Origin of the sequence: Luteibacter sp. UNC138MFCol5.1, assembly GCF_900110505.1 — a bacterium.
Classification (GTDB): domain Bacteria; phylum Pseudomonadota; class Gammaproteobacteria; order Xanthomonadales; family Rhodanobacteraceae; genus Luteibacter.
In genome coordinates this window covers 48,062-69,285 of sequence record NZ_FODZ01000003.1, presented here as the reverse complement: position 1 = coordinate 69,285, position 21,224 = coordinate 48,062, and the positions used below count along the sequence as shown (strand labels likewise).

The following is a 21,224-nucleotide window of genomic DNA, read 5'->3' as shown; positions in this document are numbered from 1 at the left end:
GGCAATCATGGAAACGATCTATCCGGCCGGGCCGGCCGAGGTGCCGGCGGCCTTCACGCATCCTGGCGCGTCGTATCGACGCCACGCCTGGATCGCCGTGGGCAGCCTGGTGCTGTTCATCGCGGTGTATCTCGCGCTCACGGCGTGGTTCGTTCTGATCGGCGTCAACGAGCTGAGTCGCATCGGCGGCGGAAACGGACTGCTCCGTTTCGGCGTGGGAGCGTCGAGCCTCTTCCTCGCCTTCTTCATGATCAAGGGGCTCTTCTTCGTCAGGAAGGGCGGCTCGGGAAACAACGGTATCGAACTGACGCGCGCGGAGGAGCCGCGCCTGTTCGCCTTCCTCGACCGGATCGCGGACGACGCGGGTGCGCCACGTGCGCATCGCGTGTTCGCGTCGGGCAGGGTGAACGCGGCGGTCTTCTACGATCTGTCGCTGCTCAACCTCCTGTTTCCCTCGCGCAAGAATCTCGAGATCGGCCTGGCGCTCGTGAACATGCTCAACATGAGCGAGTTCAAGGCGGTGCTCGCGCACGAGTTCGGTCACTTCGCGCAGCGCTCCATGGCGGTCGGTCGCTGGGTGTACACGACGCAGCAGATCGCGGCGCACATCGTCGGCCGGCGAGACGCGCTCGATACGTTCCTGCGTCAGCTGTCCCGGTTCGACTTCCGCATCGCCTGGATCGGCTGGGTGCTCGGTACCGTGATCTGGGCGTTGCGCGCGGTCGTCGACATCGCCTTCCGGCTCGTCGTCGTGGCCCAGCGCGCGCTCTCCCGCGAGATGGAGATGCAGGCGGACCTCGTGGCCGTGTCGCTGACGGGAAGCGATGCGCTGATCAGCGCGTTGCATCGTCTGCAGGTGGCCGACGACGCCTGGGATCGCGCCGTGAACTTCGCGCGGGGCGAAGCCGCCGCGAAGTTGCCGCCCGCCGATCTCTTCGCCGTGCACCACGCCATCGCCGAGCGGCTGGGCCGGATCTACAACGATCCCGCCTACGGCACGCGTCCCGTCGTCCCGGTGGACGGCGCCGCCGCGTTCCGCGTGTTCGAAGGCGAACTGGCGCAGCCGCCGCGCATGTGGTCGACGCATCCGATGAACCACGAGCGCGAGCACAATGCGAAGCGCGTCTACCTGCACGCGCCGGTCGACGACCGTAGCGCGTGGACGGTGTTCGATGACGCGCCCGGCCTGCGCGAACGCATGACCCGCGAGCTGGTCGGCGAAGCGGAATCGGCGGTCGAGTCGCAGGTCACGGTCGATCGCCTCGATTCGCAATTCGAGCGCGAACATCTCAAGGCCCACTACCGGGGGATCTACCTCGGGTTCCCCGTCACGCGGCATGTGACCCGGGTGGACGAGCTGCACGCGGAAGTGCCCGTGTCGCGTCCCCTGCAACGCGACGAACTCTATCCCTCGGCGATCGGTGACGATCTGGAGCGCCTGCGCTCCGTCGACCGCGAGCACGCGCTGCTGTGTTCCCTGCGCGATCGCGTCTACGACGCGCCCGATGGCGTGATCCGTCATCGCGGCAGGATCCTTCGGCGCAACGAGCTTCCGGACGCGATCGCCGCGGTGGATGCGGAGCGCAAGGCACTCCGCGCCCGTCTGGAAGACGCGATGAAGTCGGTGCGCAGCCTGCATGTCTCGGCGGCGGGGCGAATCTCCGCGGCGTGGCGCGATTACCTGCTGGGCGTGCTCGGCATCCTGCTCTACGCGGAACACGCGGAAGCGAACCTGCGCGATGCGCAGGCGGGCCTCGCACAGGCCTGGCGACGGGCGACCGTGCGTGGCGCCATCGACGAGAAGGGCGCGCGCATCATCATGGCGGCGTCCAACGATGTCTGGCGCGCGCTTTATGGAGCGTACGACATCGCCGCGCAGGTGCGGCCGGGGGAGGCGATCCTTCGCGAGCTCGATGCCGAGAGCTGGTCGGCCGCGCTCGGCGAGCTGGGCCTCAACGCACCGAGCCGCGAGAACATCAACGACTGGTTGCGTCACGTCGACGGCTGGGTCGGCCATGTGGCCGGAACGATCGGCGCCCTGCGCCGCGCGGCGCTCGACGAACTGCTGCGCGCCGAAGCCGTCGTCGCCGATGCGACGCGCGGCGTCGCGCCACCGGCCGCGCCGGACGTCGTTCCTTCCGCGCCACCGGCGTACGACACGCTGCGCGTCGGCACCGAGCGCGGACAGCGCGTCGACAAGCCAGGCTTCTGGGACCGCTTTCTCGGCGCGAGCGGCTTCGTGCCGGCGCTCGCCCGCACCGTCGTCGCCGTGGCGATCGTCGGTTCCGTGCTCGTCTTCGGCTGGATGGTCGACCGCGCGAAAATCACCGTCTACAACGGTCTGGCCCGAACGGTCGTGACCACGATCGACGGACACCGCGCGGAGCTTCAGCCAGGTGCGCATGCGGTGGTGACGGTGCGCGGCGGTGGCGACGTGCAGGTCGAGACGCACGCGCTCGACGGACAGCCGATCGAATCGTTCACCGCGACGGTCGACCGCTCCGCCGAGCAGGTCGTCTACAACGTCGCCCAGGCGGGCATGCTGCGGGCGTGGACCGCCGTCTATGGCAATGTCGCCCCGGTGCCTCCGGCCCTTCCCACGCCGCAGCGCTGGATGCCGACGTCGGCGGAGGTGCTGTTCGAAGCCCCTCCGCAGCGCATCGAATCGAAGTCCGGCGGCGGCAGCCGCAGCGTGCTTGACGCCGCGAGCGATCTCACGCCCGAGACGTACGCCGACCAGGTCGTGAACAAGAGCGAGCTGGCGACGCTCGTCCTGGCGCACGTGCGCCACGACACGCCGGATTCGACGTACCTGCTCGACTGGCTTGCGCTGGGTGCTGAGCTGCCCGGTTTCGGCGATGCCTTCGCCGCGCGCCGGACGCGGTTTCCGATGGACATCGTGGCGATGCGCGCCGAGCAGAACCTCGCGAAGGGTGCCGCGCGCGATGCCGTGTGCGCGAAGCATCGTGCGCTCGCCGACGCGTCGCCGGACGTCGCCGACCTGTCCTACCTCGCCACGCGCTGCCTGCCCGATGGCGACGCGCGGGATATCGCGTTCGAAGCGGGCTTCACTCGTTGGCCGGCGTCGCCGTGGTACGCCAACGCGGCGGCTACCAGCTTCAGCCAGCACGGGAAGTACACCGAGTCCCTCGCGGCGTACCGGGTCGCCCTCGCCGGGAGCCCGGCCTTGCGCCAGGCCATCGCACCGGAGGCATTCCGCGTCGAACGCCTGGTGGAACCGGCGGCCGCCGCGCGGGACGGAGAGGCGTTCGCGCGCATGTCGCCGTGGATCGGCACCATGCTGCGACTCGAAGACACCGTCCATGTGCCCGATGGCGATTATCGTTCGCTGGTGCTTCTCGCCGGGGGCCGCCTCGACGACGCGGTAACGGCCGCCAGGGGGACGCCGATCGAGGCCCATGTGCTGCGAATGGCCGCCGCGTCCCGTGGCGCGCCGGCGGCGCTGCGCGAACGCGTCGCGAAGCTGGCGCCCGCCGATGGCCTCGACGAGCAGACGGTATGGCTGGCGCTGGCCGATGGGGTGAGCGCGGCCGACCCCGCGGTGGCCAAGGTCCTGGAGGGTGTCGAGAAAGGCTTCGATACGCCGGGCGCCGTCGGCAAGGTGCAGCGTTTCATCGCCGCGGTGCGCAAGGGAGGCGCGACCTCGGCGGAGGCGGAACTGGACGGCGTGCCGATGCAGTTGCGCGCGCGTGCGTACCTCGCCGGCCTCTCCGTGCTCGGCGAGCGGGCGCCACAGGCGTGGCGCACGTTCGCCAGCCGCGTTTTGTTCGCGGCGGAGCGTCCTTACCTGGGGTGATTCCGGCCCACTTTATCCGTGACACGGCTGTCCCAATGTCGACCGGTGGTGGCGGCCGTTCCGGCCGTTCCTCCCGAACCCATCCGAGAAGGATCAGCATGAACACATCGCAGAAGATCGCGCTCGTCACGGGCGCCACGCGCGGCATCGGCCGCGAGACGGTGAAGCAGCTCGCCGAAGCCGGGGTGCTGACGTTGCTTGCCGGACGCGATCCGGGACGCACGAAGGAAGCCGTCGCGGCGCTGGCCTCGACGGGCCTTCCCGTGGAGGCGCTGGTGCTCGACGTCGCGGATCCGAAGAGCATCGCAAAGGCCGTCGCGGACGTCGAGGCCCGGTTCGGACGGCTGGACATTCTCGTCAACAACGCGGGCATCTTCCTCGACGACATCGGCAAGGCGCCCTCGGAACAGTCGCTGGCCACGTGGCGGGAGACGTTCGACACGAACCTCTTCGCGGTGGTCGGCGTCACCCAGGCCTTCCTGCCGCTGCTGAAGAAGTCACCGTCGGCACGTATCGTGAACGTGTCGAGCGTGCTGGGCTCGCTGGCCATGCACGTCGACCCCGCGTCGCCGGTCTATGGCTTCAAGGTGCCGGCGTACGACGCCTCCAAGAGCGCCCTGAACGCGTGGACGATCCATCTCGCCTACGAACTGCGCGACACGCCGATCAAGGTCAACGCCATCCACCCGGGCTACGTGCAGACCGACATGAACGGCGGTCAGGGCGAGATCGACGTGCCGACCGGCGCGAAGAGCAGCGTCGGCATGGCGTTGCTGGCCGACGATGGCCCGACCGGCACGTTCACCCACCTGGGCAAGACGCTGCCCTGGTGAGCGGTTCGCGACTCACACGCGACCGGGCAGCCGGTCGGTGACTTCCTGCACGATCCACTCGTTGCCATCGGGGTCGTGGAAGGAAAGGAACGAGCCGTAGCTCTTGCGACCCTCGGCGGGACCGCTGACGCGGTTCTCGCCGGCGGGTCGGTGGAACACGCCATAGGCGTCGTGGAAGATGTCGCTCACGTCGACGCCGCGGCGAGTGAACTCGTCGTGCGCACGCACGATGTCCGGAACGACCAGATGCAGGCCCTGCACGGAGCCCGGTGTCGCGGTCGTCATCTTCTCACCGAACATCAGCGAGCAGCCCGAACCCGGCGGCGTGTACTGGATCACGCGAAAGCCGTGCTCGTCCTGGTAATCGATGTCGAATCGCCAGCCCAGCCGCGCGTAGAAGTCCTTCGCACGGTCGACGTCCGCGACCGGGATCACGACGATCTCGAAGGTGACGGGAAAGGGCAGGGGTCCGAACTTCTCCCCTTCCGCGCTTGCTGGCAGCAATGTGCTCATGGCTGGCTCCGTGTGATCAATCGACGCCCTGGACGAGGATGGAGCGGTACGTCGCGCCTTTGAAGCGGTGCTGCGCGACGGCCTGGTACGCCGGGCTGTGGTACCACGCGCGGGCCTCGTCCATCGTCGGGAACGACACGATCACCACGCCCTCGACCGGTGGGCCTTCGAGCACCTCGTAATCGCCATAGAGCGCGTGGAACGCGATCGGGTGGCCTTCGAAGCTCGGCTTCACCGTGGCGTTGTACGCGGCGAGTTCGTCCGGATCCTGGGTGCTCTCGCGAATGAAGACGACGTACGCGGTCATGGGGCGGCTCGGCAGTGGGGGTGGCGCGAGTCTCGCGCCGCGCCGCTGGGCGGTATTGGACGAACCGGGCGCCCGAGGGCGTTCCTTCGGCCCGAAAGCAAGAAAGCGCGCTACGCGACGACGCGGAGCACGCTTTCCTGGCGGGATGATTGGTGGAGCGGAGGAGGATCGAACTCCCGACCTTCGCATTGCGAACGCGACGCTCTCCCAGCTGAGCTACCGCCCCACGAAGCGCGAACTATATCAGCGGCGAACGCGTCTGCCAACGGGTCGGATGCATCAGTCCGGCAGCAGCGGCGACAGCCGGTCGAACAGCACCTCGCGGCGCCAGCCGTCGAGCGCCTCGGGCCATGTCTTCGTCATCACGAACTCTTCCATGGAGCGACGGGCGCAGAGCAGGCCGGGCGGGAGATCGAGCTGGGTGGCCAGGGTATCGACGGCGCTGCGCATCTCGTTGATGGCGCGTTTGGCGTCGCCCAGCGGGTGACCGACGATCGGCGCCGTGGCGGCGACTTCGTCCGGCTCGACCGGACGGTGCAGGAGATCGAACAGCTCCTGTCGCTGCGGCGAGCGCAGGGCGCGCGTGCCGCGCGTCCGTTCGTCGAGGCTGGCCGGCGTCTCGGGAAGGCGGCCCACGAGATCCACCGCCTGCGCGTCCTCGAGCAACCAGGAGCGCGGCTTGTCGAGCTCGCGCGCGGTGGTCTCGCGCCAGCGCAGCACCCGGCGCAGCAGCGCCTGGCGTTCCATCGGCCACTCGGCGGCCGGCTTCACGCCGCGCTGCGGCTGAGGATCGCCTTCGCGGTGGCTCGCCCGGCGCTTCATGCGCGCGCAATCCTCCGCATGCCAGCCGGTGCGCCCACGTTCGGCGAGGCGCTCGGCGAGGATGGCGTGCACGGGGTGCAGGTGGACGACGTCCAGCGTGGCGTACAGCTTCTGCGATTCGGTGAGCGGACGCTGAAGCCAGTCGCTGCGCGTCTCGCCCTTGTCGAGTTCCGCGCCGACGAGCTCCGCGACCAGCGCGCGATAGCTGATGCCCAGCCCCATGCCGACGAAGGCGGCGGCGATCTGGGTGTCGAACAGGGTATGCGGACCATCGGGAAGAAAAGGCGACATCGCCTCGAGATCCTCGCCCGCGCTGTGCATCACGGTGACCACCGGCTGCGCCGCGAACGTCGGCGCCAGCGCGTCGCCGAGCGGCACGGCCAGCGGGTCGATCAGCGCGTAGCGCCCGTCGTGCGCGAGCTGGAGCAGGGCGAGCTGTGGATAGAACGTGTTGCGACGCATGAACTCGGTGTCGAGACCGACGACGGTACCCGGACCGATCGGTGCCAGCCATGCGTCCAGCGCTTCGCGGCTGTCGATCCAGGGAGCGTGGGGAGCGAGGTCGCTCGATGTCATGCAGGGTCCTTGTGAGGCTCGGGCCGCGCCGATGGTGCGTGTTGCCCTGTCGCGCGCGATTCCCTAAGGTGGCACCGCACGATAGCAGGCCCGCACGGAACCGCCCACCATGCCGAATACCGAGACCGTCCGCCGACAGCGCGCCATTGGCGGCGCGCTGGGCGTCGCCGTGCTCGCGTTCGGGCTCTTCTATCACTTCTTCCCGCAGGCGCTGCACGTCCAGCCCACCCAGCGCACTGCGCGCACGCCCCTGCGCGGCCAACCGACGGTGATGGGCTTCGACCAGCGTCCGCAGGCCGCGCCGCCGTCGCAGGTTTCCGAAATCGACGCCGGGCCGCCGATCATGCTGGCGCCGGCCTCGGTGATCGCGGCACGGCGCAGGGAGAAGACGCAGGATGTCGAGCTGCCGGCGCAGAAGACCCCGGATTCGCCGGAGCTCACCGCCTTGCTCGACCGCGGCGACAAGGCGCTGGCGGGCGATCGGCTGGTGGGCGGCAAGGACAGCGCCGCCGCGCTTTTCGAACTCGCCCTGAAAGAGAAATCGGATAGCCAGCGGGCGCTCGCCGGCCTGAGCGAGGTTCGCGCGCGACTCGCGGCGGAAATCGAGCAGGACATCGCGCTGGGCGATGCCGACGCCGCGCGCGAATCCCTCGGCGCGCTCAAGGCGCTGCCGTCTTCGTCCACCGATGCGGCACCCCTGCAGCAGAAGCTCGCGGTGCTCGACAAGGTGCGGCCGATGCTCGGCAAGGCCGCGTCGCAACTGCAGGAAGGCAAGGCCACGCAGCCGCGCGGCGACAGCGCGCTCGACACGTATCGCGAGGTGCTCGAGATCGATCCGCAGAACGCGGTGGCGGAGCAGGGCATCACCAACGTCCAGCGCACCGTGCTCGACAGAGCGCTCGCCGCGGTCGCGCAGAACGACTTCGGCACGGCCGACGCGGCGCTGGCCGAGGCCGCCGCGATCGAGCCCGAATCGCAAGCCCTGCAGGACACGCGTGGCCGCATCGAGGGCATGCGCCGGCAGAACGCCGCGGGCATGCTCGCCCAGGCGCGCTCCGCGCTCGACGCAGGCAACATCGAACTGGCCCAGCAACTGGCGGCCAACGCGCAGAAGATCAGCCCGGATCTGGCGGGCATCGACGATTTCAACGAACGCGTGACCAACGCGCGCCTCTATGCCAGCTACAAGCCGGGCCAGGTCTTCGCCGACCGCTTCGTCGACTCCGCGGGACAGGCGCCCGCCATGGTCGTGATTCCCACCGGCAAGTTCCTCATGGGTTCGCCGGACGGCGAGGCCGGGCACGACGCGAACGAGGCGCCGGCGCACGAAGTCACGATCGACAAGGGTTTCGCGATGGCGCGAAGCGCGATCTCCATCGGTCAGTTCCGCGACTTCGTGCGCTCCACGGGCTACGTCCCCGAATCGCAGTCGAAGGGCGGCGGCAGCATCTACGACGAGCAGAGCGGTGGACTGCGGGACGATCCGACCGTGACCTGGCAGGACGACTACGCCGGCAAGCCCGGCCAGGATCGCCTCCCGGTCATCAACGTCTCCTGGAACGACGCGAAGGCGTACGCGGACTGGCTGTCCAAGCGCACCGGCAAGACCTACCGCCTGCCGAGCGAGGCGGAGTTCGAGTACGCGCTGCGCGCCGGCAGCACGTCGCGCTACTGGTGGGGTGATGGCGCACCGTCGTCCCGGCTGGAGAACCTGACCGGCGGGAACGATCGCTCCGGCTCCGGCCGCCGCTGGAGCAACGCGTTCGGCGGCTACAAGGACGGCTACTGGGGCCCGGCGCCGACGATGAGCTTCGCCGCCAATCCCTTCGGCTTGTACGACATGGGCGGCAACGTGTCCGAATGGGTCGCCGACTGCTGGCACGACAACTACATCCGCGCGCCGCGCAACGGCGAGGCATGGGTCAATCCGGGATGCGGGCGTCGCGTCATCCGTGGCGGCTCGTGGGGCAGCGCGCCGGACATGGTCCGCTCGGCGTACCGGCAGGGGGCGCCGGCGGACCTGCGCAACGCGCGCGTCGGTTTCCGGATCGTGCGCGAGCTGTAGCCTCGCGGCACCGCGTCGCCGGTGCTATGCTTTTGTGGACTTTTCGTTCCAGAAATGGTGATGCCATGGCGCGCCCCCGCGAGTTCGACAGGGACACCGCCTTGCAGCGAGCGATCGACACGTTCGCCATGCACGGCTTCGAGGGCACGTCGACGCCCATGCTGCTCGACGCGATGAAGATCGGCCGACAGAGCCTCTACGACACCTTCGGCGACAAGCGCAGCCTCTATCTCGAAGCGCTCCGCACCTATTCGAACGACAGCGTCGGCATGACGCTGTCGGCGATGTTCGCATCGACCTCCGTGCGGGAAGGCATCGAACAGGCGCTGCTCGGCTTCGCGAAGAACGCGACCTCCGTCACCACCGCCCGGGCGTGTCTCGGCATCCACGCCATCACGGAGTTCGGCACCTTCGCGAGCGACGTCAAGGCCGTGACGGACGAGATCGCGGGCCGGACGGTCCTCGCCTTCGAGAGCCGCATTCGCGAGGGCATCGCGCGGGGCGAGCTGGCGGCCGATCTCGACGCGGCGGCCACCGCGCAGTTTCTGCTCGCCACGCTGTCGGGTCTGAAGATCGCGGCCCGCGCGGGCGCCGATCTGTCCACGCTCGAGGGCATCGTCGGGATCGCCATGCGAGCTTTGGGATAACTTACTGGACTGACTAGTCAAGTAAATGGTATGCTCGGTTCATGGGGGCCTGAGGCGGGCCCCCCGTCCGTCGAGGACGGCGATGCAGAACAACCCCAGGGCGGTGACGCCCTTTTTTACATCCATTAATTGACTGAACATTCCATAAAAGGAGCCAGACCATGACCACTCGTTTTCTCGAAGGCAAGAACGCCCTGGTGACCGGCGGGTCCCGCGGCATCGGCGCGGGCATCGTTCGCTCGCTCGCCGAAGCGGGCGCGCACGTCACCTTTACCTATGCCAGCGCCTCGGCCGCGGCGGACGCCCTTGTCGCCGAACTGGCCGGCCGCGGACTCCGCGCTCGCGCCGTGCGCGTCGACAGTGCCGACGACAAGGCCCTCGTGGCGGCGATTGCCGAAACCGCCGGCCAGAGCGGCAGCCTCGATATCTTCGTCGGCAGCGCCGGCCTGCTCGTGCATGCCCCGCTGGCGGAGACCTCCGTCGACGACTACGACCGCCTCTTCGCGGTCAACGTGCGCGCCGTATTCGTGGGTGCGAAAGCCGCCGCATCTTTCATGGGTGAGGGTGGCAGCATCATCAGCATCGGCAGCATCAGCGCCGAGCGTGCCGGTGTCGAAGGCGCGGCGCTCTATTGCAGCTCGAAGGGGGCCGTGCAGTCGATGACCCGCGGTCTGGCGCGCGACCTCGGTCCGCGTGGCATCACGGTGAACAACGTGCAGCCGGGCCCGATCACTACCGACATGACCGAAGGCTACGCGGAGATGCTCGTGCCGATGATCCCGGTAGGCCGTCTCGGCAAGCCGGAAGAGGTCGGAGCGCTGGTCGCCTTCCTCGCCGGCCCGAACGCCCGCTACATCAACGGCGCGAGCATCGACATCGACGGCGGCTATATCGCCTGATCGAGCCCGGCACCGGCCCGCAGATCTGGCCGGTGCCGGGGGGCAGTGATTTCCCCCCTCCCCGGAGTCATGTCACGGCCTTCGACCGTTACGGGTTACGCAGGCATGACCGACGGAACCGCTTCAGTTCCCGCCTGCACGGCCGATGAGATGAGATCGACCATGGGGAGGAATGCCGTGAGGCACATCGCAGGACTGACAATGGCGGCGCTCGCGCTAGGCACGACCGCGTGTCATCGGGACGAATGGCACCTGATCAGCGTCGAAAAGGGCAATCCCGCCGACATACGCATACGCGGCGACAGCGGCGACGCGAGCTGGACGTGGGGGCCGGATGCCCACTCGGTCGATGTCGCCGTCGTCAGCAACGAGCTGATCGGCGATCCCCTCCCGGCCACCGGCGGCGCGTTGGTTCTGCAACTTGCCGACGGCACGAAGCTCGAATTCGCCGGACAGTACAACGCCCTCGTCTGTTCGCGCGGCTGCGACGCGAAGCACATGCCGATCGCGTGGCATGTGCAGCGCGATTAGGTGACGGCGAAGGACTTCGCAGGCGGCGTCTTGCGGCCTGCGACCACGCGTTAGTGGCGGTGCGCGGCGCCGACGCAAATAAAGTTCGCCAGGGCACCGCGCCGCCCTGAGTCAGTGGGTGATCCCGTCCGCTTCATGGCCCGGACGATCCTCGCAACCCAGGTTTTTGCGCGCCTCGGCGGCTCGCTTCGTGTAATTCCGGCGGATCGCATCGAGTGTCTTCTCGTCGAGCTGTTCCAGGTCGAGCAGGGCCGCGTTGGCTCCTTTCATCACATTGATCAGCTCGTCGAGCTTGATCTGCATCGCTTCGGTGTCGCGGTTCTGCGTGTTCTGGATAAGGAAAACCATCAGGAAGGTGACGATCGTGGTTCCGGTATTGATCACCAGTTGCCAGGTGTCCCCGAAGCCGAAGACCGGGCCGCTCGCGCCCCAGAGCACTACGATGCCCGCGGCTGCGGCGAACGTCGCCGGTTTTCCGGCGGCTTTGGAGACCGCCATGGCCATGCGCGTGAAAAGGCTTTGCTTACTCTTCTTCGTCATCGGTTCGTCCTCCTTCTGAAGATACCTTCTGACGCGTGGCGCAGGCGTGGCGTGAAGGGCGCGACGCCTTCGTGATGCCAGGCATCGCGCAACTGATTACGATGGGCGAACGCGGTTTCATCGACGCGATGCCACCCCGCTCGACCGAGGATGTCATGCCCGCCACGACGCTCGAAACACCCGCCCACCTGCGTCACGGAATATCGTTTCGCGAAGCGTCATGGGTTTGGGTTCGCGTCGCTGCCCTGAGCTTCGGCGGCCCGGCCGGGCAGATCGCGGTGATGCACCGTATCCTCGTGGAAGAAAAACGCTGGATCAGCGAAACGCGGTTCCTGCACGCGCTCAACTATTGCACGCTGCTTCCCGGACCCGAGGCGCACAAGCTGGCCATCTATATGGGGTGGCTCCTGCACAGGATGCGCGGCGGCCTCGTCGCCGGCCTGCTGTTCATCGTGCCGGGGCTGCTGTCCTTGGGTGTGCTGAGCTGGATTTATGCCAGCTACGGCGACGTCGGCCTCGTCCACGCCCTGTTCTTCGGACTGAGGGCCGCGGTGTTGGCGGTGGTCCTCGACGCGGTGCTTCGCTTGGGGCGGCGCGCACTCAAGAGCAGGGCATTGGTAGCAGTGGCGGTACTGTCGTTCGTTGCGATCTTCCTTCTACGTGTACCGTTCCCGATGATCATCGCCGCCGCGGCGGCCATCGGCTGGGCCGGCCACCGTCTGCGTGTCCCAGGGTTGCAAGGCGGTGCGGCCGGTAGCGCGATGGACACGCCGGACAGCGGCCCGCTACCGGCTCTCGACGCCGCGTTCGCGCTGGAGATTCCCACGCATGTCCTGCCGTGCCATCGCCGGATGCTCAAGGTCCTGGCGGTGTCGCTGGCCGTCTGGCTTGCTCCACTCGTCGTGCTCCTGGGATGGGCGGGAGCGGGTAATGTCTTCACCGATATCGCGTATTTCTTCACCAAGATGTCGGTGGTGACGTTCGGAGGCGCCTACGCGATCCTGGCGTACGTGGCGCAGCAGGCGGTGGCGCACTACCACTGGCTGGCTCCGGGCGAAATGCTCGCGGGATTGGGCATGGCGGAAACGACACCCGGTCCGCTCATCAGCGTCGTCCAGTTCGTGGGTTTCATGGCGGCCTATCGCCAACCCGGTGCGCTTTCACCGGTCGTCGCGGGTACGCTGGGCGGACTCCTGGCGAAATGGGTCACGTTCGCCCCGTCGTTCCTGATCGTTTTCGTCGGCGCGCCCTATATGGAAGCGCTGCGCAACAACCAGACGCTGGAGGCCGCGTTGAACGCCATCACCGCGGCCGTCGTCGGCGTGATCCTCAACCTCGCCGTTTGGTTCGGCCTGCATTCGCTGTTCTCGAGGGTCGAAGCGCATTCGCTCGGACATCTCGTGCTGCAGATACCGGACCTCGCCAGTCTCGATCGCGCGTCACTCCTGTTGTCCGTCACAGCAGCGGTCCTGCTGTTCCGTTTCAAGGCGGGCATGATCGCCACGCTCGCGCTCTGCTGCCTGGGAGGCGTCGCGCTGCATTTTCTCGGGCATCTCTAAAGCATGTTGCGCTAGAGCCTTAGCGGACAGGGTGGAAGGCGTGCTCTCGCCAGACAACATAAACCCGCCTCGCGGGCGGGTCTTTCGAAAACCGGGAAAAGCCTTGGGCTCGCCCGGTTTTTCGTTTCTGGTGCGAAAGTGGGACTTAAACGGCTTTGTCTCCCAATGCTTTGGCGCAACGATGTCGCCTCTTACTCCCAAAATTACTCACAACACGCGGTCGTGCCCTCGGTCTAGAATCCGCTCGGGGTGAGTCAACAGGGGAGGGATGAACCATGCGAAAGGTCGCGGTCGTTGCGTGGGTCGGTGTCGCAATGTGCGCGTTCGCCCTTGGCGGCTGTTCAACCGCCACCCGCATCAGTGATCAGCAGGGGCAGCCCGTGGTCATGATCGAGTGCGGCTCTGCCACCTCCTTCTCTATCTGCTACAAGCGGGCCGAGAAAGAGTGCCCGGCAGGCTACAGGATGGTTTCCGAAGAACCCGGATTCAACCGAAAGACTCTCAAGGTGGAGTGCAAGCAATGAACAGGGGAATGCTCAGTGTGGTGGCTGCGGCCGTGGTATTGAGTGGTTGTGCCGGCGTGCCGGTAACGGTCCGAGACAAGGTGCCGCAGGCATCCGATGTGGCGGTAGTGATGTTTAGGGATTGCGTGATTCAGGGACAAGAAGATTGCGACGGCTCGGGCCTCGCGGCTGGGTCGATCTTTGCACGGGTTATAGCGGGCACCCCAGGAAGGAAAGCTGTCCCTCTAGACCGCCCAGTGGCCCCCAAGGCCCCGTTCACTGATGCCGAGGCTGCAAGCTACGCCAAGGAGAAAGGCTACGCGTACGTGGTCAACGGCGAAGTGCAGGATTACTACAGGGTTGCACCATTCACCTTTCGAAGCGAACGGGCAGGGGTTTCGATTCGCGTGCTTCGGGCCTCTGACGCCTCCGTAGTGGCGTTCTTCAGTGACAGGGGGGAGGCGAACAACCTCAGCACACCAGACGCCATCCTTGAAGGCATGGCTAAGAAGGTCGCCAAGGCCATGTGACTCGAATCTGTGGCGGTGCTGCGTGCTCCCAGTCGCCTATTGTTACCCGTTGTTCTCAATCAGGTTGATCGTCTGATCATCAATCAGGCTGGCGTGTGGGATGCCTGTAGGACCGCCCAGAGATACCCAACCACAAAGGACGGGCGGTCGAGGGGTAGGAGAGTGCGGGGATAGCGTACGTGCCTTGTACGTGGTGGCACTTTGGCTGAAGGTGTGATGTGGGTTGCGCCCGCCAAGCGGTCATGCTCGGAAGGCGCAGCCCCCGCTTAGAACCGGAGTTCCACTGCTCCACCGTAAGTGTTGAACTTGAACGATTCTTTGATGCCGAATTCTTCGTAACGTGGCTCGTAGTGATCGTAAGTGAAGCTGAGGCTTACCCGCTCATTGAAGTCGTAGCCAAACCCGACGCCGGCGTAGTAGCTGGTGTCGTAGTAGCGATGCCGGTCATTGAATCCGTCCGTCGCCACGCCGTCGAGGATACCGTTTGCCCGCACACGAATGTCCTGGCGATAGCGAGCCATACCCGCATGAGCCGTGATGAAATACCTCCCGGGTAACTCCCATTTTCCATTGACGCCGAGAAGTAGCGCTTCGTTTCTCTGCTTGAGCCGGCTCTGGCTCGTCAGTGTGTGCTGACCCGCTGGGTCGACAAACGAAATGGTGCGGTCGTCTCTGAAATTCGTCCGGTTTAGACTGACATAGCCGCCTTCAAGACCAAGGTAGAACGGCTTGTTGATCTCCCATCGGTAACCACTGAGTACCCCGTAAACCGTGCTGTCCTTGGCGTTCGTATTCGCCCGGCCCAGGGTCGCCTGAATAAAGGCGCCTTCGTTATCTGCGCATGCGGCTGACGATACCGAGCATGCCGTAATACCGGCGGCTATGAGTAGCAAAACGCTCTTCATGGATCTCCCTATGTTTCATCGAGTGTCAGGCGAAGGACGCCGCGCGAATGATCTCGTATGCCGGAACAGGTGTCTGTAGGATTTGCCTTACAGCCTCCTTGGATGGCCTATGGCGGACCGTCAATGGCAATTCGGCTCAATTTGCGATGGCGGCAGGCGCACCGTTTGAATCATTGATATAAATCGAAGCGGCTGCGCTGGCCCTTTTTATAGCGTCAGAAAACTCGGCTTCCTAACCGAGTCTTTACATGGGAAATGATCATGCATGACGACCTTGAGCGGCTCGTGGAGGGTGTTCTCGGCCACTTCTTCATGAGCCACGGGTTCGTACCTTCTTCATCGCTCAATCGTCGCAACGGACTTATCAGTGAAGTTGTCTACGTGTCGAGCGAATGCAAGGTGAAGCTCTATGACTCGCAGGTCGACGGTGAGATCAACTGTTTCCTGGCGACGGTCAGCACCCCTGATGGTGCCGACTGGGCGGGGCTGGACCGCGCGTTCTACCTGAGAGACTTACTTGAGGTAGGGAAAGGACTGCCTCTCGAAGAGCTTATGCAAGTGGTTGCATCACCTGCGAGAGGCCGACAAGAGCAACTCATTCAAATCAGAAATTTGCTGCTACAGGGGTACAAGAATGCGCTGGCTAACCTTCGCGTCAGAACCCCGTCATAAGGAACGCGGCGCATCACTACTCATCACTACTTTAGTGATCGCCCCGCGCTGGACTCTATCCGTCTCTAGTTTAGATGCGCCATAGGACCGCATAGAAGGCACCACGTACAAGGGATGTAGGCATAAGGGCTATCTGCCTATAGGGTAGACCCTGCGTCCTCGATGGGTGGTAGCTGAGGTGACGAGTTTTTGTCGTTACCTGTCACCTGGGGCGGGAAGCCGTGAGCGGCAGCGTATTCGAGCCTAATTTAGGTATCGGAGGGCTTGGAGAGGGCGAGTTTAGGCGCTCGCCGCGTGGAATGGTCTTCGTTCGGAATCTTAGAAGGACACCGTCTTCTTAGTGCTGCGCTTTGGGCAGGCTCTTCCTCGACCTCGTCACTTTTTTGCGTTGCGATTTTGCCCTTCCCATCTGATGAAAGAACGGTACGGCAACTACCGGAAGGGACGCGCTCTTGAGCGTATCGAACACATACTGTCGCCAGAAAGGCCAGACATTATGAATGCAATTCCACTTGCAAAACTGAGCAAGCTGCTCTTCCGACGGTTCTCTGATAACGAGGTACTCGACGGCAAACGTAGCTTCGACTAGATGCAGCGTCGTGGGGGTACCTTCCGGCGACTCGAGGAAGACGATTCGAATACCAAGGTTCACTTTTGCGCGAAGCAGCTTAATAGGCTCGCCCGCCTCGGTGACTGCTTCTAAAAGCTCCGACTCAACACTCTCGCGACTCTGGATGCGCGTTTTCCCAGCATGCACCTCTGGCTGAAACTCCGTTTCCCGCTCGAAGCGACTATCCCACCTATAGAGGTCGTTGATCTGAAGGTAGCCGTGAGGGAACTCCGCCTCAACCATACGCTTCCTCCGGGATCTCAAGCTCTACATCATCGCCCCAGGGTGTCGAGGAATCATTCGCAGGCTGGATTGTCTTGGTCACCTTCCAAAGGTGGAGCGCCACAACGGTCTTGTCGTCTCGTTCTAAGACGACGTTAGATTCGACCGTTACCCCAGCCTCTTTCCGAAGGAAGTGGATCATGGCCGGGAAGTGGTCGAGTGACCGCATCAAGCGGTCGACGGCCTGAGTCTGGATCACCTCACCACGCTCATACTTGGAAAACGCATTCACGCCGCCCCCAATCAAAACCGCAGCCTCCTGCTGGGTCAGTGCGTGACGCTTACGCCAAGCGACGATCTCGCTCGACGTAAAGAAGCCGTCGTGGGCGCGCTTGGCGTCTGCAAATTTGACCTCGTTGGCCTTCGCCTGCTCAGGCAAAACCAGTTCTTCGCCACATACCGAGCACACCGATATTTCGACACCCGGCACCTGAAGCTCGGTGCCGTCATATCGGATGGTTTCAGTAACCACAGCCGACCGGAGCTCACCGCGCTCGCACAGCAGGCACTTAGCAGTCATTGTTCAATTCTTCCGTTGTAGGTGAAACGAAGCCACGACAACTTGCGGGACTGTCGTCCCGCTCCGTTCGGCTAGCTTCACGTAGAGTTCGTCTTTAGGACCATTGGGCCCACGGTAGCGCGGATAGTAGACGTCGTATTGGACGCCTTCGATGTCTACCGAGTGGTGAAAGTCACCAAGCGTGAGGTCAGCGATGCAGTGGTGAACGTCGGCCAGTCCATATCCAAGCTCCTGATAGTCGCGCTGAGCACCTCGCAAGAGCGCCACATGTCCCTTGGCGCCTGCGGCCCTAACCCTGTCGAGATCGTATATTGGGCGTCCGTGCACCAGAAATCAACCATGGTGGTTAGTTTTGGGGGCCACGCGCGATGATCGCGTGAGGATTTTGTCGGCAACAAGCCGTCTTAACTCTTTGTATCACCAATTTTTCTGAGTTCAAGATAGTGCATTTAAGCTATTGATCTGAAAGAAAATTCATTTGGTTATCAGGCCCGAGAGTCCCTCGACGGGTGGTCGAACGGTCCACTTGGCGTCACGTCTGGCCGTGTTTTGCTTGAAACCTCTGGCGGGAGGCAACCGATGTTCTTCCTCCCGCCCCCGCTTACGCCGTGGTGGCGGCATGGCTCAAGCGACAAAGTTAGGGTGTCTGCGTCGCCGCAGGCAGGCCGTACAGGTAATACCCCAGCAGCCCACCGTCGCCCTTGGTCGGCTGGCGCCCGAGCCACCGCTGGATGGCTTCCGCCGTGGCCTTCGCATCCGCCGCCGCCTGGCCGGTTTTGGCCACGACCCGGTTGTTTGCGGCCCCAATCGCGTCGCTGAGGCCCAGTCCGATGCTGGACCCCAAGAGGCCACCCTCGATGCCACCGACAGATGATCCTAGGAGCCCGCCCAGGCCACTCCCTACAGAGCGACCGAGCCAGCCCCCGCGGTTACCTAGGGTCCGGCCAAATATCGCTCCTGAGAGTAGTCCCTGGGCCTGCATGTCGGCTGCGGTGCCCGGACCCGCCGCTGCGATCTTCTGATCGGAGATCCCGCGACGGAGGAGGCTGTCCCTGACGTTCTCTAACTGTTGTCGAGCTGGGTCACTCAACCCGTAGTTGGCCCGATCGTCGGAACGGAGCGCCTGCTTTACACGAGCAACCGCAAGCTGTGGATCGCCACCAGTGTTAAGGCTACCCGGAGCGTTAGGGTCCAGAAGCCCTCGGACGGCCTGCATGTCGTTGATAGGCTGGGAGAGCTTGGCGTACGTCTCCAGGTTAGAACGATAGCCCGGTATCGCTCGGTCGAGAGTAGAGACAATCTTGGCGGTGACCGGTCCATACAACGCAGCCTCTTGGGAGCCGACGACGCCGTTGGTGGCGTTTGCCGAGAGCATATTTCCGATGTTCTGCCGCATGTCGTCAAGGGCCCGGGCAGGGACCATTCCGGTGCCGTCCTGATTCCTGGCGATGAGGTCGAGGTGCTGGCGGGCGGCTCCGGCCACCGTCGGATTGCCGGACTTGGTCAGCTCTTGGAGCTGCTTCGCGATCCGGCTCGGGTCCACCATGTTCTGGTTGATAGCCGTGATGGCCTGATCCAACACCTTCTGAGCCTTCTTCGTCTTCACCGAAATCTGGTTCAGCAGGTCAGCTCCCTGACCTTCGTCCAGCGTCCCCTTGGCGACCTTCGATGCGATGGCTTTGGCTTCCTGCAACGCGTCGTAGTCCGGCCGGAACGTTTCGCCTTTGATGTCTCCAAGGATGCCGACGGCGGTCTTGTATCGCTGCTCCGGGTTGCTCGGTGACAGGTATTCCTTGAAGTACGGAGCCGTAGCATCCCGGCGAGCCTGGACAGCGGCAGCAAGCTCATCATCCGAACCTGCCGCCTGTTGAAGCAGGCCCAAGCGTGTCGCGTTATTCGCATTGTCCTGAGCCACAAACGCAGGAGCCGAGGCGGGGTTGTTCCGCAGCATCCGTTCCGCCTGTACGGCTTCCGGAGTCTGCAACACCTGGGCAGCAGACGGTACTTCGCCGGGCACCAGTTCTGGGGCATTCGCCAATCGCTGCAAAGTGGCGTCGTCGGCACCGTAGAGACGAGCAATGTTGGCGTCGGCCACCGCCTGCGGATTCAGCACATGCTCGGCGATGTTCTTCACCCCGCGTCCGACGGACGAAGCGCCAGCACCGATACCGTAGAGCAGGGGGCCCGTTGCGGCACCCACGCCGACCTGTTTCGCTTTCTCGCCGGCATAGCCGTCACTGCCGCTAGTCACGGGTTGGGCCGCGCTCATGAGTGCGCCTTCGCCACCAAGCAGGCCAAGCTTGCCTGCGGTCTTCGCAGCGGTGGGAAGCAGGCCGAGGGCTCGCGCTTCACCGAGTCCCGTGGCCCAGGGCAACACCTCACCCAGAGCTGCACCCGCGTAGCTCCCCGCCGAGTTGGGCACGGCGTCCTGGTACGCCTGTTCGCGGTCACGCACCCAATTGTCGTATGCAGCCGTCTGGCGACCTACCCAATCACCTTCCTGTTCGCCACGAACGGCGTCATTCACACCCTTAACGGCGTGCATGTAGAGCTGGCCCACGCCCACCGGGATATTCGCAACGTGATGCGCAAACGCATCGCCGAGTTCGTTACCGAAGCTGTTTACGTCACGGTAACCCTGAGCGAGAGCGTCACCGATCGTGCTCGCGAGTGAACGGTCGGGAGTGGCCGGAGGGACTGGGGCCTGAACGTCCGAGAGGCGAAGCTTTCCCGTTTGCGGCGTCGAAACTTCTGAGAGCTTAGGCATTACCGCACCTCCGCAACGTCCGGGTCATTCGGGTTCGAAATCCCCGTCACCCGATAGCGCTTTCCGTTGGCCTCGATGATCTGGCCTATCGTGTATTTACCCGTAGCTCCGCCCGAAGGAGCGGGCTCGCCGCCACGGAACTTGTTGAACAAATTCTGCGACTCGGGGCTCACAAGCTGGATGCTCTTGGACCCGTAGCCGAGGCCCTGGTCAAGCTGCGCCTGTAGGCCAGCGAGGCGACCCTCGATCAGATTGGCCGCGGTACGCCCGAAGCCTTCTTGCTGCTGGGGCGAGAGGCTGGCGTCCAGGCGGGAGCGGATCTGCTCACGGTCAGCGAGGGCGCCGCCGCTGCCGGCGAAGACCTTTGCCAGCTCATCGGCCACGGCATCCGCGTTGAGGTTGTAGTTGTTCACGGCATCCTTGCCGACAGCTGAGCCCACGGAGTTGGCGAGCTTGTTCCACGTCGGGAAGCGGCTGTTGTTGAGTCGCTTGCCCTGTTCAAGCAGCTGGTCGAGGTGATGAGCTGCCGTGTTCAGGGCCGTGATGTTCTTCGCCGTCGTCCCTGAGGTGAAATCCTTGCGCGATGCCGCACGAGCCTGATAGCTGCCCGCTTCGAACGTCGGGTCGACCTGCTGAGCGTCCTGCACGATCGACTGCCACCACGGAGAGGTTGCAGCCTTACCCGTCGGAACCGGATAACGGCCCTCCACGACCGCACGGACTACCGCCTGTCGGTCAGACGGCAACGACTTGAGGAAGTCATCGCCGTTAGGGGTGCCTGCCCCGTGCGTAGGTGCTTCTGCGGCGCCTGGGGCGGGAATGCCCTGTGCCTGCAACGCCTGATCGCGGGTAAGCCCCTGAGACATCAGATATCGCACGTTGCGTTCCAGCGCGGTCTGGTTCGACGCCCCCGAAGTAGGGGCAAATCGGCCAGCCGTGGCGATGGTCTTGTAGCTGCCGTCCGCCTGCTGTTCCTGGGTCAGGATGTTGTTTCCCTGTTCGATGCGACGGAGGTCGGGGGTATTCAGCTCCCGCTGCGTCTTCTGCGTCTGTAGCTCCTGCATTCTGGCAGCAAGCGTGTTGCGATGTAGTTCAATCGCCGCCTGCGGGTCGACGCTCATCAAGGCTTGGGTGTAGCCACCTTCATCGAAGGCACTCGACCCGTCCGGGTTCTGTCGAACGAAGTTGAGCGCCAAATCCTGAATCTGACGACGACGCTGCATCTGCTGCTGCTGATCGTCCATCTGCGCTTGCTGGAACGCCTGCCGCTGCTGCTGGAACTTATCGTCCTGCAACTGGCGTGCGCCCTGCTGAGCGGACTGGATG

At 64.7% G+C, this 21,224-nt stretch carries 19 protein-coding genes and 1 tRNA gene; 10 read left to right on the top strand and 10 right to left on the bottom strand.

Going from position 1 to position 21,224, the window contains the following annotated elements:
- Window positions 1–7 precede the first annotated feature (7 nt).
- On the top strand, window positions 8–3,817 hold the full coding sequence (locus tag BMY69_RS08600; RefSeq protein ID WP_090177164.1) for a M48 family metallopeptidase: 3,810 nt from the start codon (window positions 8–10) through the stop codon (window positions 3,815–3,817).
- 98 nt (window positions 3,818–3,915) lie between these two features.
- Window positions 3,916–4,650, top strand: coding sequence for an SDR family oxidoreductase (locus BMY69_RS08595; RefSeq protein WP_090177163.1), 735 nt, complete (start codon window positions 3,916–3,918; stop codon window positions 4,648–4,650).
- A 12-nt stretch (window positions 4,651–4,662) separates the two neighbouring features.
- Here BMY69_RS08595 and BMY69_RS08590 read toward each other — a convergent pair whose 3' ends face one another.
- From BMY69_RS08590 to BMY69_RS08575, 4 genes are all read right to left on the bottom strand, one after another.
- Window positions 4,663–5,163: a VOC family protein gene (locus tag BMY69_RS08590; RefSeq protein WP_090177160.1), complete on the bottom strand. Its 501-nt coding sequence runs from the start codon at window positions 5,161–5,163 to the stop codon at window positions 4,663–4,665.
- 16 nt (window positions 5,164–5,179) lie between these two features.
- The gene (locus BMY69_RS08585; RefSeq protein ID WP_090177159.1) at window positions 5,180–5,470 is read right to left on the bottom strand and encodes a DUF1330 domain-containing protein; all 291 of its coding nucleotides are present in this window, start codon (window positions 5,468–5,470) and stop codon (window positions 5,180–5,182) included.
- 150 nt (window positions 5,471–5,620) lie between these two features.
- A tRNA-Ala gene (locus tag BMY69_RS08580) sits at window positions 5,621–5,696 on the bottom strand.
- 53 nt (window positions 5,697–5,749) lie between these two features.
- Window positions 5,750–6,868: a ribonuclease D gene (locus tag BMY69_RS08575; RefSeq protein ID WP_090177156.1), complete on the bottom strand. Its 1,119-nt coding sequence runs from the start codon at window positions 6,866–6,868 to the stop codon at window positions 5,750–5,752.
- A 109-nt stretch (window positions 6,869–6,977) separates the two neighbouring features.
- Between BMY69_RS08575 and BMY69_RS08570 the strand changes: the two genes are divergently transcribed.
- The 4 genes from BMY69_RS08570 to BMY69_RS08555 all read left to right on the top strand — a co-directional run bounded on the left by BMY69_RS08570 (window position 6,978) and on the right by BMY69_RS08555 (window position 11,010).
- Window positions 6,978–8,933 (top strand): formylglycine-generating enzyme family protein, encoded by a 1,956-nt coding sequence (locus BMY69_RS08570; RefSeq protein WP_090177154.1) that lies wholly within the window; start codon window positions 6,978–6,980, stop codon window positions 8,931–8,933.
- A 65-nt stretch (window positions 8,934–8,998) separates the two neighbouring features.
- Window positions 8,999–9,580, top strand: a complete 582-nt coding sequence (locus tag BMY69_RS08565; RefSeq protein ID WP_090177151.1) for a TetR/AcrR family transcriptional regulator — start codon at window positions 8,999–9,001, stop codon at window positions 9,578–9,580.
- 161 nt (window positions 9,581–9,741) lie between these two features.
- Entirely contained in the window at window positions 9,742–10,479 is a 738-nt protein-coding gene (locus BMY69_RS08560; RefSeq protein WP_090177149.1) for an SDR family oxidoreductase, read from the top strand.
- A 201-nt stretch (window positions 10,480–10,680) separates the two neighbouring features.
- Window positions 10,681–11,010, top strand: a complete 330-nt coding sequence (locus BMY69_RS08555) for a hypothetical protein (RefSeq protein WP_090177146.1) — start codon at window positions 10,681–10,683, stop codon at window positions 11,008–11,010.
- Between the two features lie 111 nt (window positions 11,011–11,121).
- Here the strand turns inward: BMY69_RS08555 and BMY69_RS08550 are convergent, their stop codons facing one another.
- On the bottom strand, window positions 11,122–11,550 hold the full coding sequence (locus tag BMY69_RS08550) for a low affinity iron permease family protein (protein WP_090053795.1): 429 nt from the start codon (window positions 11,548–11,550) through the stop codon (window positions 11,122–11,124).
- A gap of 35 nt (window positions 11,551–11,585) precedes the next feature.
- On the opposite strand from BMY69_RS08550, the gene chrA reads away from it, so the two are divergent.
- The 3 genes from chrA to BMY69_RS19315 all read left to right on the top strand — a co-directional run bounded on the left by chrA (window position 11,586) and on the right by BMY69_RS19315 (window position 14,142).
- Window positions 11,586–13,109: a chromate efflux transporter gene (gene chrA / locus BMY69_RS08545; RefSeq protein ID WP_218143149.1), complete on the top strand. Its 1,524-nt coding sequence runs from the start codon at window positions 11,586–11,588 to the stop codon at window positions 13,107–13,109.
- Window positions 13,110–13,384: 275 nt separating this feature from the next.
- Entirely contained in the window at window positions 13,385–13,633 is a 249-nt protein-coding gene (locus BMY69_RS08540) for a hypothetical protein (RefSeq protein WP_218143148.1), read from the top strand.
- Entirely contained in the window at window positions 13,630–14,142 is a 513-nt protein-coding gene (locus tag BMY69_RS19315; protein ID WP_143070436.1) for a hypothetical protein, read from the top strand. The genes BMY69_RS08540 and BMY69_RS19315 overlap by 4 nt, the downstream gene beginning before the upstream one ends.
- A 266-nt stretch (window positions 14,143–14,408) precedes the next feature.
- On the opposite strand, the gene BMY69_RS08530 is transcribed toward BMY69_RS19315, so the two are convergent.
- Complete coding sequence (locus tag BMY69_RS08530; RefSeq protein ID WP_090177141.1) at window positions 14,409–15,047, bottom strand: outer membrane beta-barrel protein; 639 nt, start codon at window positions 15,045–15,047, stop codon at window positions 14,409–14,411.
- 261 nt (window positions 15,048–15,308) lie between these two features.
- Between BMY69_RS08530 and BMY69_RS08525 the strand changes: the two genes are divergently transcribed.
- Window positions 15,309–15,719: a hypothetical protein gene (locus BMY69_RS08525; RefSeq protein ID WP_143070435.1), complete on the top strand. Its 411-nt coding sequence runs from the start codon at window positions 15,309–15,311 to the stop codon at window positions 15,717–15,719.
- Window positions 15,720–16,056: 337 nt separating this feature from the next.
- On the opposite strand, the gene BMY69_RS08520 is transcribed toward BMY69_RS08525, so the two are convergent.
- The 4 genes from BMY69_RS08520 to BMY69_RS08495 form a co-directional block, all read right to left on the bottom strand.
- The gene (locus tag BMY69_RS08520; RefSeq protein ID WP_090177137.1) at window positions 16,057–16,572 is read right to left on the bottom strand and encodes a protein-export chaperone SecB; all 516 of its coding nucleotides are present in this window, start codon (window positions 16,570–16,572) and stop codon (window positions 16,057–16,059) included.
- Window positions 16,565–17,131, bottom strand: coding sequence for a type II toxin-antitoxin system MqsA family antitoxin (locus BMY69_RS08515; RefSeq protein WP_090177134.1), 567 nt, complete (start codon window positions 17,129–17,131; stop codon window positions 16,565–16,567). Before BMY69_RS08515 ends, BMY69_RS08520 begins: the two co-directional genes overlap by 8 nt.
- A 637-nt stretch (window positions 17,132–17,768) precedes the next feature.
- Entirely contained in the window at window positions 17,769–19,898 is a 2,130-nt protein-coding gene (locus tag BMY69_RS08505; protein WP_143070434.1) for a hypothetical protein, read from the bottom strand.
- Complete coding sequence (locus BMY69_RS08495; RefSeq protein WP_090177123.1) at window positions 19,898–21,193, bottom strand: hypothetical protein; 1,296 nt, start codon at window positions 21,191–21,193, stop codon at window positions 19,898–19,900. Before BMY69_RS08495 ends, BMY69_RS08505 begins: the two co-directional genes overlap by 1 nt.
- Window positions 21,194–21,224 lie beyond the last annotated feature (31 nt).